This window comes from Inquilinus sp. (assembly GCF_057815775.1).
On record NZ_JBYRFX010000103.1, the window covers coordinates 1 to 14,217 of the forward strand.

At 68.9% G+C, this 14,217-nt stretch carries 13 protein-coding genes; 10 read left to right on the forward strand and 3 right to left on the reverse strand.

Annotated elements, in window-relative coordinates:
- Positions 1-352 precede the first annotated feature (352 nt).
- Positions 353-991 carry a cyclodeaminase/cyclohydrolase family protein gene (locus AC3XYG_RS03710; protein ID WP_489138464.1) on the reverse strand — a complete coding sequence of 213 codons (639 nt, stop codon included), beginning with the start codon at positions 989-991 and terminating at the stop codon, positions 353-355.
- Between the two features lie 222 nt (positions 992-1,213).
- Between AC3XYG_RS03710 and folK the strand changes: the two genes are divergently transcribed.
- Positions 1,214-1,714: a 2-amino-4-hydroxy-6-hydroxymethyldihydropteridine diphosphokinase gene (gene folK / locus AC3XYG_RS03715; RefSeq protein WP_489138465.1), complete on the forward strand. Its 501-nt coding sequence runs from the start codon at positions 1,214-1,216 to the stop codon at positions 1,712-1,714.
- 2 nt (positions 1,715-1,716) lie between these two features.
- On the opposite strand, the gene AC3XYG_RS03720 is transcribed toward folK, so the two are convergent.
- Together AC3XYG_RS03720 and AC3XYG_RS03725 are read right to left on the reverse strand one after the other, a co-directional pair.
- On the reverse strand, positions 1,717-2,784 hold the full coding sequence (locus AC3XYG_RS03720) for a LacI family DNA-binding transcriptional regulator (protein ID WP_489138466.1): 1,068 nt from the start codon (positions 2,782-2,784) through the stop codon (positions 1,717-1,719).
- A gap of 12 nt (positions 2,785-2,796) precedes the next feature.
- Positions 2,797-4,077: an MGH1-like glycoside hydrolase domain-containing protein gene (locus AC3XYG_RS03725; protein ID WP_489138467.1), complete on the reverse strand. Its 1,281-nt coding sequence runs from the start codon at positions 4,075-4,077 to the stop codon at positions 2,797-2,799.
- Positions 4,078-4,337: 260 nt separating this feature from the next.
- Here AC3XYG_RS03725 and AC3XYG_RS03730 point away from each other — a divergent pair, with 260 nt between their 5' ends.
- The 9 genes from AC3XYG_RS03730 (at position 4,338) to tam (ending at position 14,185) form a co-directional block, all read left to right on the forward strand.
- Positions 4,338-4,952, forward strand: a complete 615-nt coding sequence (locus tag AC3XYG_RS03730) for a hypothetical protein (protein WP_489138468.1) — start codon at positions 4,338-4,340, stop codon at positions 4,950-4,952.
- Positions 4,949-5,602: a hypothetical protein gene (locus tag AC3XYG_RS03735; protein ID WP_489138469.1), complete on the forward strand. Its 654-nt coding sequence runs from the start codon at positions 4,949-4,951 to the stop codon at positions 5,600-5,602. The genes AC3XYG_RS03730 and AC3XYG_RS03735 overlap by 4 nt, the downstream gene beginning before the upstream one ends.
- 103 nt (positions 5,603-5,705) lie before the next feature.
- Positions 5,706-6,161 carry a MaoC family dehydratase gene (locus AC3XYG_RS03740; protein WP_489138470.1) on the forward strand — a complete coding sequence of 152 codons (456 nt, stop codon included), beginning with the start codon at positions 5,706-5,708 and terminating at the stop codon, positions 6,159-6,161.
- A 112-nt stretch (positions 6,162-6,273) separates the two neighbouring features.
- On the forward strand, positions 6,274-7,212 hold the full coding sequence (locus AC3XYG_RS03745; protein ID WP_489138471.1) for a bifunctional riboflavin kinase/FAD synthetase: 939 nt from the start codon (positions 6,274-6,276) through the stop codon (positions 7,210-7,212).
- 257 nt (positions 7,213-7,469) lie between these two features.
- On the forward strand, positions 7,470-10,370 hold the full coding sequence (ileS, locus tag AC3XYG_RS03750; protein WP_489138472.1) for an isoleucine--tRNA ligase: 2,901 nt from the start codon (positions 7,470-7,472) through the stop codon (positions 10,368-10,370).
- Positions 10,367-10,903 (forward strand): signal peptidase II, encoded by a 537-nt coding sequence (gene lspA, locus AC3XYG_RS03755; RefSeq protein WP_489138473.1) that lies wholly within the window; start codon positions 10,367-10,369, stop codon positions 10,901-10,903. The genes ileS and lspA overlap by 4 nt, the downstream gene beginning before the upstream one ends.
- A 92-nt stretch (positions 10,904-10,995) precedes the next feature.
- Positions 10,996-11,550: a DUF3035 domain-containing protein gene (locus tag AC3XYG_RS03760; RefSeq protein WP_489138474.1), complete on the forward strand. Its 555-nt coding sequence runs from the start codon at positions 10,996-10,998 to the stop codon at positions 11,548-11,550.
- Between the two features lie 84 nt (positions 11,551-11,634).
- Positions 11,635-13,275, forward strand: coding sequence for a glucose-6-phosphate isomerase (pgi, locus tag AC3XYG_RS03765; RefSeq protein ID WP_489138475.1), 1,641 nt, complete (start codon positions 11,635-11,637; stop codon positions 13,273-13,275).
- Between the two features lie 118 nt (positions 13,276-13,393).
- Positions 13,394-14,185, forward strand: coding sequence for a trans-aconitate 2-methyltransferase (gene tam, locus AC3XYG_RS03770; protein ID WP_489138476.1), 792 nt, complete (start codon positions 13,394-13,396; stop codon positions 14,183-14,185).
- The last annotated feature ends 32 nt before the right edge of the window (positions 14,186-14,217 follow it).

Below are 14,217 nucleotides of genomic sequence, written 5' to 3' on the forward strand. Positions count from 1 at the left end.
TAGACCGCAATTGAAATGGACCATGCTGTTGCGAATTTCGCGCAGTGTTGCAGCGATGCACCACCAGCCGGCACGGCCATTCCCGGTCGAGGTAACCGATTGTTTGGATTTTGGAAACCGAAAAGCGCCGGAAGCGCAAACGGCCCGATATACGACATTGGTGTGACACTGGGCCGATTTCGGCGCGAATCCGAAAGAACTGGAGATATCGCAGCAAGAACAAAGGATTGGCACTGCTTGTTGCGGACGGACCTTCGCCGAGGGGCGAATCCGGTCCCGGCCCTCGATCCGGCACTGTACAACGGCCGGGCTGACAGCCACCGGAGAGACCGGGAATCAGCCCGGCTGATTCTCAGCGCAGGCGGTCCCGCACCAGCCGGGCAATGCCACGGGCACGACCATCCGCGGCTTCCGCCAGCCGGTCGCGGCTGTGGGCGTAGTCCTCGCGCTTCCTTTGGTCGTCGAGGCCGCGCAGATTGACATCGACGGCATAGAGCACCGCCGCCACCGCGCCCTGCAGCGTGGCGGCGCCCGCGCCGACATCGCTGACGATCTGGGTCGCGGCCAGGCTGGCGGCCTGGGCAGCGAGGTCGATCGCCTCCAGTGCCGTCTGCGCCGCGTTCAGCGGGATTTCGGTCGCCGCGATCGTCGCGTCCTGCACCGCCGCCCGGCGGATGGCCTTCTCGGCGTCGGTCGCCTTCGGCAGCTTCAGCGCCGCCATATAAGTGTCGAACACGATGATGTCGGCATCGGCATGGTCCGACAGGTCGCGCAGCAGCCGCTCGCCCGACAGGATCAGTGTGTCGAGGAAGCCACGGTCCTCGGTCTTGTTGGCGGTGATGCGCAGCGCCATGACCACGAGCCCGAGGCCGAGCGCGGCCGACACCATCGCGGCGGAGCCGCCGCCGGGTGTCGGCGAATCACTGGCCAGGGTGTCGCGGAAGGTGGCCAGCGGCCAGCGCCAGATGCTGTCTTCGGTTTCCTGAGTCATCCCATCCTCCCGGCACGGCGCTACAGCGGCCAGCTCCGTGGTCCGACTGTGGCAGACCGTTACGATGGCGTCGCGGTTGACCGTCATCGCGGCGTCTCGCCGCTCGACTTTTCCCCGAGACGACGCGATAACGCGGCCGCGCCGCGCCAATGGGCCCGCACGCCCTTCGGCCGATTCGCGGCGAACGGCCCGGAGCGGCCGGCCCTGGCCTTGGAGCATGCGATGGTTCCCGTCCTGTTCGCCCTCGGCACCAACCTTGGCGACCGCGAAGCCAATCTGCGACGGGCGATCGACTGGCTGCGGGGCGTGGCAACGGTGGATGCCGTGTCGGCCGTCTACGAGACGGCGCCGATGTACGACACCGACCAGGCCGCCTTCCTCAACATGTGTGTCGCCGGCCACACCGCCCTCACGCCCGAAGACCTGCTGGTGCAGCTGAAGGCGGCGGAGGCGGAGATCGGCCGGCTCCCGAGCCGCCGCAACGGGCCGCGGCTGATCGACATCGACATTCTTCTCTATGGCGACCGCGTCGTGGACCGGCCGGAGCTGGCGGTGCCGCATCCGCGGATGGCGGAGCGCGGCTTCGTGCTGGCGCCGGCCGCCGATGTCGCGGCCGATTGGCGCCATCCGGTCGCCGGGCGCAGCGTGGCGGAGCTGCTGCAGGCGCTCGGGCCGCTCGACGGCGTCACCCGCCGCGGCGGCCCGTTTCCAAACGGTCTCTAACTCTAAGCTTTGACGGCCCGGCGGCGCGGCGTCCTGGCCTTCGGGGCAGGGCTGGCCGGGGCAGGACCGGCGGAACCGCGCTCGACCAGTTCCGGCACCACAAGATGGGAGGGCGGGGTCTCGCCACGCAGCAGCGCCAGCACCTGCTCGGCCAGCAGCTCGCCGAACGGGCGCAGCGAGGTGCGGAAGGTGGTCAGCGGCGGGTTTGCCAGCGCCGCGATCGCGATGTCGTCGCAGCCGATGATCGAGATGTCCCGGCCGACCTCCAGCGCCCGGGCGCGCACCGCCTCGGCCGCCCCGAAGGCGGTGTCGTCATTGCCGCACAGGATGGCGGTCGGCCGCGGCGACAGCTCCAGCAGCGCCCCGGTCAGCCGTCGCCCGCCCTCGGCGGTGTAGTCGCCGATGCAGGCCGCACTGGCGGACAGTCCGGCGGCGGCAAGAGCGTCCCGCCACCCGGCCAGGCGCTGCCGGCTCGAATTGACATGTTCCGGCGTGTTGACCAGGGCGATGTGGCGATGGCCGTGCGCGATCAGCCATTCCGTCGCCATCCGTCTGCTGGCGCGGTGGTCGGCGTCGACGAAGGGGGTCTCGGGGCGGTCGCCGTCGCGGCCGAGCATGGCGAAGGGGAAGCCCTGCCGGCGCAGATAATCGGTGCGCGGGTCGTCGGCCCGGACGCGGCTCAGGATCACCGCGTCGACGCGCCGGCCTTCGACCAGCCGGCGCAGCACCTCGATCTCATGGCCATCGGGGGCGGCGCCGGCCAGCAGCAGGGCGAAGCCCGCGGGCGACAGCACCGAATCGATCCCGGTCAGCACCGGCAGGAAATAGCTGTCGACGAAGGCGTCGGGCGACGGCGTCAGCAGGAAGCCTATGGTGTCCGACCGGCCGCGGCGCAGGGTGCGGCCGAGTTCGTTCGGGGTGTAGCCGAGCTCTTGTGCCGCGGCCACCACCCGCTCGCGTGTCGCGGCGGAGACGTCGCTATGGCCGTTGAGGGCACGGGAAACGGTGTAGGTCGACAATCCGAGTGATCGGGCGACATCGACGATGCCCACCCGCTTGCGTTCCACCATCCGTCCGTCCCGTCACCATGGCCGACCCTTGAGGCCGGCGAACAGCAGCATCATGGCCGCGGTCCAAGAGAAATCGGTCCCGCCCAACCCTTCGCCGGTCGTGGGATCGAAATACTCGCGGAAGCCGCTGCGGGCCACAACGGACATGCTGTCACGCCGGATCCGGCGGGACAGGGCCTGGTGGCCGTTGCGCTTCAGCCCGTCGATCAGCATCCAGTTGACGATCAGCCAGACCGGCCCACGCCAATAGCGCCGGGGCTCGAATTCCGGCCGGTCCGGGTCGAAGCTCGGCACCCCGAACTCGACCCGGTCCAGCCAGTGCCTCAGCCGGGCGATCAGCGCCGGATGGCGCTTGGCCGCTGTCGGATCGGCATAGAGGGTCAGCAGCCCGCCGATGCCCGGCTGGCGGATGGCCTGCCCGGTGCGGGTGTCGCGCGAATAGTAGAAGCCGTCGGCCTCGTCCCAGCAGGATTCCAGCGCCCGGCCGGTCCGGGAGATCATCCGTTCGACCTCGGCCACGCCGGCTGTATCGTCGATCATGTCCAGGAGGAAGCGCAGGTCGCGGTTGGCGCGCTGCAGGATCGCGTTGAAGCCGATATCGGCGACGCGGAACGGCGCCAGCTCGTACAGCCGTTCCGCCCGATAGCCTTCCGCCCGGAAGGTCAGGACCAGGTTGATGTAGCGGTCGTATTCGGCACCGGTCGGCCGCACCGCGGCGTCGGCGAAGCCGGTGTCCTTGCGCAGATGGGCGACCGAAGGGCCGGGGTCGACCGCCGCCAGCGCCGCATCCCAGACCGGGCTGTTGTCCATCCCGCTTTCCCAGGGGTGGATGATCGCCACCAGGCCGGTGCCTTGCGGGTCCCGCGCCGCATAGAACCAGCGATGCCAGGCTAGCAGCTTCGGTGCCAGCTGCTGGACACGCGGCCGCGACCGCTCAATCCCGAAGCGTTCGAACAGATGGCGGGCCACGGTGGCGGCGACCGGCGGCTGGGTGATGCCCGACGACCGCTGGGCCGGGCCGGCCTGCCAGATCGCGGCGTTCGGGAAATAGCTGGAATCGTCACCGTGGAACAGGATGTGCGGCACCATGCCGTCGGGCCATTGCCCGGCGAACAGAGTCTCGATCTCGGTCCAGGCGCGGGCTTCGTCGAATTCGGCGAAGCCGAGGGCGACAAGGCAGGAATCCCAGTTCCATTGGGCCGGGTACAGGCCGGAGGAGGTCGGGACGGTATAGAGGCCGCGGTCGTTGGCCCGCAGGATGGCGATCGCGGCGTCTGTCAGGTCGGCGGTCATGATATCCGGAAAATCAGGTCGGGGCGGGTCTGGTCAGCGGTGATCGATCTCCTCCCCGGACTTCGATCCGGTGCGACGGCTCGGTTGACGATATCGGGCGGCCATCCATTCCATGATCGTACCGAAATTAGATAAATGTTTAGGAAAAAGCAATTCACCGAGATTTCGGCTGCATCCAGGGTGCCGATGGTGGCTTTACCGCGGCCCGGCGGCGGGCCACACTGCTGGGCATGAGGCGCTTGGCGTCATGCGCCCCCGTCATGGTCCTGCTGGCCTGGGGGGTGGCCGCGCACGCGGCAGAGCTGACGGTCGCGGGGATCACCTTCAGCGACGCGGCCGGCGGCTTCGTGCTCGAATCCGCCAGCGGCACCGGCCGGCTCGACGACCCCTTCGTGGTGGTGGAGCGGATCACCGGCCAGGGCGAGGCGGCGCTGACGGTCACGGGCCTGACACCCGTCTTCGGCAACCGCGTCGGCACCGCGCATCTCGCCGGCTTCGCCCTGGTCAAGGTGGTGCGCAACGCCACCCGCGAGGCCTGGCGCGACTTTCCGGTCGAATTGCAGGAGCGTCGCGGCGACCAGAGCCCCTATGGCGACGGGCTGTCCTTTGCCCAAGGGCCGGTATCGGACGGGCCGGTCGCGAACCGCAGCGTCCGGTCCGACCGCTTCGCCGCGGCGCAGGTGCTGGACGAACCCCGCGACGTGGTGTTGTTCCATGACGGCATGGTGGCGCCGGGCGAGACGGTGACGGTGCGTGTCATCGTCACCGACAACACGCCGGCGCCGCGCTTCTACGTGGTCCAGCGCCGGACCCAGCCGACGGCGGAGCTGGCGCCGCGTCGCGGATCTTCCTCCTTCCGCCGCGCCGCGCGATGAAAGGGCGGGCCGCGATCCGGGTCGCCATCTGGGCCGGGGTGCTGCTGCTGGGCCTCTGGTTCCCGGCCGGGCCGGCTGTGGCGGGCGAGATCAGCGCCGGCGGGCTGGTGTTCAGCGATGCCGAAGGCGGCTTCGTGCTCGATTCCGCGACCGGCACCGGTGGGCCCGACGATCCGTTCGTGGTCACGGAACGGATCACCGGCAATGGCGAGGCGGCGCTGACCATCACCGGCCTGACCGCCGGCTTCGGCAACCGGATCGCCACAGCGCATCTCGCCGGCTTCGCCCTGATCAAGGTCGTCCGCAACGACACCAGCCAGGCCTGGACCGATTTCCCGGTCGAGTTGGAACGCCATCGCGGCGAGGGCAGCAGTTATGATGACGGGCTGTCTTTCGCCCAGGGACCGTCGGGCTCGCGCTCGATCGGCTCGGACGGGTTCGGTTCGACCCGGATCATCGACGAACCGCATGACGGGGTGGTGTTCCAGGGCGGCAGCATCCCGCCGGGTGGGACGGTGACGCTGCATCTCGTGGTCACCGACAACATGCCGGGCGGGCCGATCTTCGTGGTCCAGCGCCGGCTGGCCCCGACCGCGGCGCTGGCGCCGCCCCGCCGTTCTTTCCAAGGGGCGAAGCCATCCTTGGGATAGCGGGCATGGCTGGTGCTGCATTGCAGAAGCGCCCGGCCATGTCTTGTCGCGAATTCCCGGAAATCCCAGATTGTTGCAATGCAGCAACGGCCGGAGGCCGGTCATGGACACAGTGAAGACCTATCGCGACGACACCGAAGGCTACAGCTTCGAAGACTTGGCCGTCGGCATGTCGGCCAGCTTTGCCAAGACGGTGACCGAGGCCGACATCCTGCTGTTCTCCGGTGTGTCCGGCGACACCAATCCGGTGCATCTCAACCAAGTCTATGCCGAGACGACGCGGTTCAAGGGCCGGATCTCGCATGGGCTGCTCAGCGCCGGCTTCATCTCCGCGGTGATCGGCACCAAGCTGCCCGGCCCGGGCTCGATCTACATCTCGCAGAATTTGCAGTTCAAGGCGCCGGTCCGGTCCGGCGACACGGTCACGGCCCGGGTCACCATCGTCGAACTGGTGCCGGAGCGGAACCGTGCCGTGCTGCAGACCCGCTGCACCGTCGGCGACCGGGTGGTGATCGACGGCGAGGCCGTGATCCTGGTCCCGTCGCGGGCCAAGGCCTGACCCCCGCATCCGATCCTTCCGGGCCTCACCGTCGATCGCCCCCTGGCCGGCGCCGCCGGTCCTCGCTATATCCAGCGGGCCCGGCATGATCGGCCGGACCGAGACGAGGCCCATGCAGATCTTCCGTCACACCGACAACCTGCCGGCAGCGGCGCGCTGCGCCGTAGTTGCCATCGGCAATTTCGACGGCGTGCACCGCGGCCACCAGACCGTGGTCGCGGCGGCGCGGGCCGAGGCGAACCGGCTCGGCGTGCCGGTCTGCGTCCTCAGCTTCGAGCCGCATCCACGCAGCCTGTTCCGGCCGGACGATCCGCCGTTCCGCCTGACGCCGTTCCGGATCAAGGCCCGGCTGCTCGAGGATCTCGGCGTCGACCTGCATGTCGTGCTGCATTTCGACCAGGCCTTCGCCGCGCGCTCGGCCGAGGATTTCGTCGAGACCGTGCTGGTCCAGGGGCTCGGCGCCCGCCATGTCGTCGTCGGCTATGATTTCTGCTTCGGCCACAAGCGCACCGGCACGCCGGAGACGCTGGCCGGCATCGGCCGGCGCCTCGGCTTCGGCGTGACCATCGTCACCCAGGCCTCGGACGAGGCGGGCGGGCTGTTCTCCTCCAGCCGGGCGCGCGAGCTGCTGGCGGCGGGCGACACCCATGGCGCGGCGGAGATCCTGGGCCGGCCCTGGGAGATCGAGGGCCGCGTCGAGCACGGCGACAAGCGTGGGCGGGAGCTCGGCTACCCCACCGCCAATGTCGAGCTCGGCGACTTCGTCCGCCCGGCTTACGGTATCTATGCCGTGCGCTGCGCCGTGGACGGTGATGACCCGCTGGTGTGGCGCGACGGCGTCGCCAGCCTCGGCATCCGGCCGATGTGGCGGACATCGGCGCCGCTGCTGGAGGCCTATCTGTTCGATTTCTCCGGCGACCTCTACCACCGGCATCTGCGGGTGCAGCTGGTGGAATGGCTGCGCGGCGAGGAGAAGTTCGACTCGCTCGAGGCCCTGATCGCCCAGATCGACCGCGACTGCGCCGCAGCCCGGCAGGTGCTGGCGCGGTAGCACCGCGACACCAGGGGGCGACGCCAGGGGGGGCGACGCCACGCGCCTTGACCCCCGGCGTTCATCCGGTACGATGGGACCCATGCGCCAGACGGATCCCCTGTTCCGAATTATCCGCCCGGCCCTCTGACGGGGGCCGGGTCGTCGCGCATTCTGTTCCCACGCCGCCACCGGGACGGCCCGATCGGGTCGTCCGGCTGGTATCCGAGCGTCAAAGCGGGTAATTGAGCCCGCGTGGATCCACGAGCCTCCGTATCATGACCGCCCAGCCTGCCGAGACCCCGGGTGCCGCCGCCCCGGCCGCTCCCGACTACAAATCCACTGTCTTCCTGCCGAAGACGGATTTCCCGATGCGTGGGGGATTGCCGCAGAAGGAGCCGGAGCTGCTGGCCCGCTGGGCGGCGATCGACCTGCACGGCAAGCTGCGCGCCGCCTCCAAGGGGCGCGAAAAGTTCGTGCTGCATGACGGCCCGCCCTACGCCAATGGCGACATCCACATCGGCCATGCCGTCAACAAGATCCTGAAGGACATCGTCGTCCGCACCCGCCAGATGCTGGGCCGCGACGCGGTCTATGTCCCGGGCTGGGACTGCCACGGCCTGCCGATCGAATGGAAGATCGAGGAGAAGTACCGCAAGGCCGGCCAGGACAAGGACGCGGTGCCGGTGCTGCAGTTCCGTGAGGAATGCCGCGCCTTCGCCCGGCATTGGGTCGAGGTGCAGTCGGAACAGTTCCAGCGCATCGGCGTGATGGGCGACTGGGCGCATCCCTACACCACCATGACCGATGCGGCCGAGGCGCAGATCGTCCGCGAGATCCACAAGTTCCTGCTCAATGGCGGGCTCTATCGCGGCCTGAAGCCGGTGCTGTGGTCGGTGGTCGAGAAGACGGCCCTGGCCGAGGCCGAGGTCGAGTACCAGGACATCACCTCGGACATGGTCTGGGTGCGCTTCCCGGTGACCGCGGCCTCGCGCCCGTCGCTGGGCGGGGCATCGTCGGTCGCCTGGACCACCACGCCCTGGACGCTGCCGGCCAACCGCGCCATCGCCTACGGCCCCGATTTCGAATACGGCGTCTACACCGTCGATGCCGTGGCCGAGGGCAGCCTGGCCACGGTCGGGGAGGCGCTGGTCGTCGCGACGGCCCTGGCCGACACGGTGGCGAAGGATCTCGCCGTCACCGCCTGGACCAGCATCGACAAGTTCCCGGGCTCGGCCCTGGCCGGCACCGTCGCCCGCCATCCGCTGGCGGGACAGGGCTATGATTTCGCCGTGCCGTTCCTGCCCGGCGGCCATGTCACGGTCGATGCCGGCACCGGCCTGGTCCACACCGCGCCCAGCCATGGTGCCGACGACTTCGACCTCGGCCGCGCCCATGGCATCGCCGCGACCGAGACGGTGACCGAGGATGGCCGCTACCACGACAGCGTGCCGCTGTTCGCCGGCCGGGTGATCTACCGCCCCGACGGCAAGAAAGGCGACGCCAACAAGGTGGTCACGGCGGCGGTCGAGGCGGCGGGCGGCCTGCTGGCCAAGGGCCAGATCCGCCACTCCTACCCGCACAGCTGGCGGTCCAAGGCGCCGCTGATCTTCCGCGCCACGCCGCAATGGTTCATCTCGATGGAGACGAACAACCTGCGCGCGACAGCGCTGGAGGCGCTGAAGCACACCCGCTTCGTGCCGGAGCAGGGCTACAACCGCCTGTCCTCGATGATCGAGAGCCGGCCGGACTGGGTCATCAGCCGCCAGCGCGCCTGGGGCGTGCCGATCGCGATCTTCGTCGACAAGAAGACCGGCGAGCCGCTGCGCGACGTCGCGGTCACCCAGCGTGTCGCCGCGGCGTTCGAGCTGGAGGGCTCCGACGCCTGGTACAAGCACGACGCCCAGTTCTTCCTCGGCAACACCTTCAAGGCCGATGATTACGAGCAGATCTTCGACATCGTCGACGTCTGGTTCGAATCCGGTTCGACCCATGCCTTCGTGCTGGAGCAGCGGCCGGATCTGAAATGGCCGGCCGACCTCTATCTCGAAGGCTCGGACCAGCATCGCGGCTGGTTCCACTCCTCGCTGCTGGAAAGCTGCGGCACCCGCGGCCGCGCGCCCTATGACGCGGTGCTGACCCACGGCTTCGTGCTAGACGAGCAGGGCCGCAAGATGTCGAAATCGGTCGGCAACGTGGTGGCGCCGCAGACGGTGGCCGACCAGTCGGGCGCCGATATCCTGCGGCTGTGGATCGTCTCGACCGACTATTCCGAGGATCTGAGGGTCGGGCCCGAGATCCTGAAGTACCAGGCCGATGCCTATCGCCGGCTGCGCAACACGCTGCGCTACCTGCTCGGCGCCCTCGACGGCTTCCAGGACAGCGAACGGCTGCCCGCCGCCGAGCTGCCGGAGCTGGAGCGCTGGGTGCTGCACCGGGTGTGGGAGCTCGACCGCACCATCCGCCAGGCGATCGAGGATTACGACTTCCACACCCTGTCGACGGCGCTGCACAATTTCTGCTCCGTCGACCTGTCGGCCTTCTACTTCGACATCCGCAAGGACTCGCTGTACTGCGACCGGCCGGACGATCTGCGCCGGCGCGCCGTGCGCACCGTGCTCGACATCCTGTTCGACCATTTGACCGTGTGGCTGGCGCCGATCCTGTGCTTCACGGCGGAGGAGGCGTGGCTCGCCCGCTACGGTGCCGACGCCGACACCAGCGTCCATCTCCGCACCTTCCCGGAAGTGCCCGGCGCCTGGCAGGACGATGGCCTGGCGGCGCGCTGGGCCCGGCTGCGCGACCTGCGCCGCGTCGTCACCGGCGCCTTGGAGCTGGAGCGTGCGGCCAAGCGCATCGGCTCGTCGCTGCAGGCACGGCCGGTGGTCCATGCCGGCGCCGCCGAGGCCGAGCTGCTGGCCAGCCTGGACTTCGCCGAGATCTGCATCACCTCGACCCTGGTGGTCGAGACGGGCGACGTGCCTGATGGCGCCTTCACCCTACCTGATGTGCCGGGGGTCGGCGTCGTCGTCGCGGCCGCCGATGGCAGCCGCTGCGATCGCTGCTGGCGGGTCCTGCCCGAGGTCGGCACGGTCGCGGCCCATCCCGACCTGTGCGTCCGCTGCAGCGATGCGGTCGACGCGGCCAGGCCGGGTGTCGCGGCTGGAGCGACCGCATGACCGACGCGCGGCTCTTCCGGCGCGGGCTGATCGTCGCGGGCCTGATCCTGATTGCCGACCAGTTGTCGAAATACTGGGTGCTGACATCGCTGTTCGGGCTGCCCGACCCGATCACGACGGCCAGCTGGGCACCGCCGATCCGGATCACCGGCTTCCTCGATTTCGCCATGGTCTGGAATTATGGAATCAGCTTCGGCCTGCTCGCCGGTGACTCGCCGGTGGCGCGCTGGGGGCTGTCGGCGGTCGCGGTGGCGGTCGTCGTGGGCCTGCTGGGCTGGCTGCGGCGCAATGATCGCGGCCTCGTCGCCGTCGGCGTCGGGCTGATCATCGGCGGCGCGATCGGGAACGTGATCGACCGGCTGCGCTTCGGTGCCGTCGCCGATTTCTTGCATTTTTACGCGGGGCAGTATTCCTTCTGGGTGTTCAACGTCGCCGACAGTGCGATCAGCATCGGCGTGGCGCTGCTGATCATCGACAGCCTGTTCGGGCGGCGGGCCCACCCGGTGGGAGCGCAGCAGAGGGATCGATCGTGAGCGGCCAGTCTCCTTTCCACCACTCCATTCGTTTCCGCGACTCCGCAGGGATCGGTCGGGCCCAAGGCCGCAGGCTGGTTGCGCTGACCGGCTTGTTCGCCGCTGCCCTGGGGCTGTCCGCCTGCGATACCGGCATCTCGAACAGCACGGTGCAGGAGCTGGTCGGCTACGACAAGTCGACGCCGGACGAATTCGCGGTGATGCCGCGCGCGCCGCTGGTCATGCCATCGTCGCTGACGGACCTGCCGCCGCCGACGCCGGGCATCCCCCGGCCGCAGGAAACCCAGCCGCGCGAGCAGGCCGAGGCCATCCTGTTCGGCCAGGGGCAGAAGGTGAAGCGTGAGACCGTCAGCGCCCCCGCCGCCACCGCGGGCGGGCAGGCGATCCTGGCCAAGGCCGGCACGGCCGATCCGGGCATCCGCACCACCGTCGACCAGGAAACGACGCAGCTCGCCCAGGACGACAGCCACTTCATCGACAGCCTGCTGTTCTGGCATTCGACGCCGCTGCCGGGCACCATCGTCGATCCGTACAAGGAATCGGCGCGCCTCAACACCAATGCCGAGGCGGGCCAGCCGCTGACGACGGGCGAGACGCCGATCATCATCCGGCGGCGCCAGGGCCTGTTCCAAGGCATCATCAACTGAGACCGAAGGCCGGGGGAAACCCCGGCCTTTTTCGTTCGCTTGCTCGATCCGACACCCCCGCTCCCGCACTGGAGGCGACCCCTCATGTCCGATCTTACCCATTCGCCCGCCTGGACCGCCCTCGACGCCCATCGCAAGGCGATGGACGGCGTGCATATGCGCGACCTCTTCGCCGCCGACCCCAAGCGCTTCGACCGCCTGTCGCTGCGCCTCGGCGACGTGCTGCTCGACTATTCCAAGAACCGGGTGACCGACGAGACTCTTGGTCTCCTGTTCAACCTCGCCCGGCAGCAGGGCGTCGAAGCCTGGCGTGACCGCATGTTCGCCGGTGATCTGATCAACGGCACCGAGCACCGCGCCGTGCTGCACACGGCCTTGCGCGCCGATCTGTCCGGCTCGATCACGGTCGACGGCCAGAACGTGCTGCCCGAGATTGCGGCCAGCCTGAAGCACATGCGCGAATTCTCCGACGCGGTGCGCGACGGCAGCTGGACCGGCCACACCGGCAAGCCGATCACCGACGTCATCAACATCGGCATCGGCGGCTCCGACCTCGGCCCGGTCATGGTGTCCGAGGCGCTGGTGCCGTACCACCACCCGCGCATCAAGCTGCACTTCGTCTCCAATATCGACGGCACCCACATCGCCGAGACGCTGAAGCAGATCGACCCCGAGACCAGCCTGTTCCTGATCGCGTCGAAGACCTTCACGACGCAGGAGACGCTGACCAACGCCCACACCGCGCGCAGCTGGTTCCTGAAGTCCGGCGCGCCGGAAGCGGCGATCGCCAAGCACTTGGCCGCGCTGTCGACCAATGCGGGCGAGGTGTCGAAGTTCGGCATCGACACCGCCAACATGTTCGGCTTCTGGGACTGGGTCGGCGGCCGCTATTCCGTGTGGTCGGCGATTGGCCTGCCGGTGATGATCGCGATCGGCGCCGACGGCTTCGAACGCTTCCTGGCCGGCGGCCGCGCCATGGATGCGCATTTCCGCTCGGCGCCGCTGGAGCAGAACCTGCCGGCTGTCATGGGCGTGCTCGGCGTCTGGTACGGCAATTTCTGGGACGCGCAGACCCATGGCGTGCTGCCCTACGACCAGTACCTGCACCGCCTGCCGGCCTATCTGCAGCAGGCCGACATGGAATCGAACGGCAAGTCGGTCGACCGCCAGGGCCACCGGGTGGACTACCAGACCGGGCCCGTGATCTTCGGCGAGCCCGGCACCAACGGCCAGCACTCCTTCTACCAGCTGATCCACCAGGGCACGAAGGTGATCCCCTGCGATTTCATCGCCCCGGTGGAAACCCACAACCCGATCGGCGATCACCACACCATCCTGCTGTCCAACGTCCTGGCCCAGACCGAGGCGCTGATGGTCGGCAAGACGCCGGACCAGGTGCGGGCGGAACTGACCAAGTCGGGCCTGTCGGGCGCGGCGCTGGAAGATCTGGTGCCGTACAAGGTGTTCGAGGGCAACCGCCCGTCCAACACCATCCTGGTGCGGGAAATCGACCCCTACACGCTGGGCCTGCTGGTCGCGCTGTACGAACACAAGATCTTCGTCCAGGGCACCATCTGGAACGTCTACTCCTTCGACCAGTGGGGGGTGGAGCTGGGCAAGCAGCTGGCCAAGGCGATCCAGCCCGAGCTGTCGGGCGAAAAGGCACCGGGCGCGCATGACAGCTCGACCCTCGGCCTGCTGGCTGCGATCCAGAACTGGAAATAAGGCCGATCAGGCCACTCTCATATCGATTTCATATGGGAGTGGCCTGATCTATATATTGGACACGATATCCATCGCGGCCCATTTCTAGCCGATCGCCCGCTAGCCAATGGACAACGCCATGACGGACTGGAACCCGACCCTCTACCGCCGCTTCGAGGATGAGCGCACCCGCCCGGCGCGCGAATTGCTGGGCCGGGTCGACCTCGCCCCGGCCGCCGGCCGGCCCCTGCGGATCTTCGATCTCGGCTGCGGCCCGGGCAATTCGACCGAGCTGCTGGTCGAACGCTTCCCCGGCGCCGACATCACCGGCATCGACAGCTCCGACGCCATGCTGGCCGAGGCCCGCGCCCGGCTGCCGCACTGCCGGTTCGAACGGCATGATGTCGCCGAATGGCAGCCGGAGGCGGCGCCCGACCTGATCTACGCCAACGCCACGCTGCAATGGGTGCCGAACCACCCGGTCCTGGTGCCGCGGCTGTTCGAGCTGCTGGCGCCGGGCGGCGTCCTGGCGGTGCAGATCCCCGACAACCGGGAGGAGCCGACGCACCGGCTGATGCGGGCGGTGGCGACCGAAGGCCCCTGGGCGGCGACGATCGGCGAGGCCGCGCTGGTCCGCACCAAGATCCTGGCGCTTGGCGACTATTACGATTTGCTGGCGCCGCGCGCTGCTGTGACCGATGTCTGGCGCACCGCCTACCAGCACCCGATGGAGTCCGCCGAGGCGATCGTCGAATGGGTCAGCGGCACAGGGCTCCGCCCGTTCGTCGACCCGCTGCCGGAAGCCGAGCGGGCCGGCTTCATCGCCGAATACACGCGGCGCGTCGATGCCGCCTACACGAAGCGCAGCGACGGCCGCCGCCTGCTCGCGTTCCCGCGCCTCTTCATCGTTGCGCGCCGCAAGGCGGCCTGAAACCACCCCCATGACATCGGCTGTACACCCCC

Coding starts and splice junctions, on each gene's coding strand:
- AC3XYG_RS03710 (WP_489138464.1), bottom strand. CDS start 991: ATGACTCAGGAAACCGAAGACAGCATCTGGCGCTGGCCGCTGGCCACC.
- folK (WP_489138465.1), top strand. CDS start 1,214: ATGGTTCCCGTCCTGTTCGCCCTCGGCACCAACCTTGGCGACCGCGAA.
- AC3XYG_RS03720 (WP_489138466.1), bottom strand. CDS start 2,784: ATGGTGGAACGCAAGCGGGTGGGCATCGTCGATGTCGCCCGATCACTC.
- AC3XYG_RS03725 (WP_489138467.1), bottom strand. CDS start 4,077: ATGACCGCCGACCTGACAGACGCCGCGATCGCCATCCTGCGGGCCAAC.
- AC3XYG_RS03730 (WP_489138468.1), top strand. CDS start 4,338: ATGGTCCTGCTGGCCTGGGGGGTGGCCGCGCACGCGGCAGAGCTGACG.
- AC3XYG_RS03735 (WP_489138469.1), top strand. CDS start 4,949: ATGAAAGGGCGGGCCGCGATCCGGGTCGCCATCTGGGCCGGGGTGCTG.
- AC3XYG_RS03740 (WP_489138470.1), top strand. CDS start 5,706: ATGGACACAGTGAAGACCTATCGCGACGACACCGAAGGCTACAGCTTC.
- AC3XYG_RS03745 (WP_489138471.1), top strand. CDS start 6,274: ATGCAGATCTTCCGTCACACCGACAACCTGCCGGCAGCGGCGCGCTGC.
- ileS (WP_489138472.1), top strand. CDS start 7,470: ATGACCGCCCAGCCTGCCGAGACCCCGGGTGCCGCCGCCCCGGCCGCT.
- lspA (WP_489138473.1), top strand. CDS start 10,367: ATGACCGACGCGCGGCTCTTCCGGCGCGGGCTGATCGTCGCGGGCCTG.
- pgi (WP_489138475.1), top strand. CDS start 11,635: ATGTCCGATCTTACCCATTCGCCCGCCTGGACCGCCCTCGACGCCCAT.
- tam (WP_489138476.1), top strand. CDS start 13,394: ATGACGGACTGGAACCCGACCCTCTACCGCCGCTTCGAGGATGAGCGC.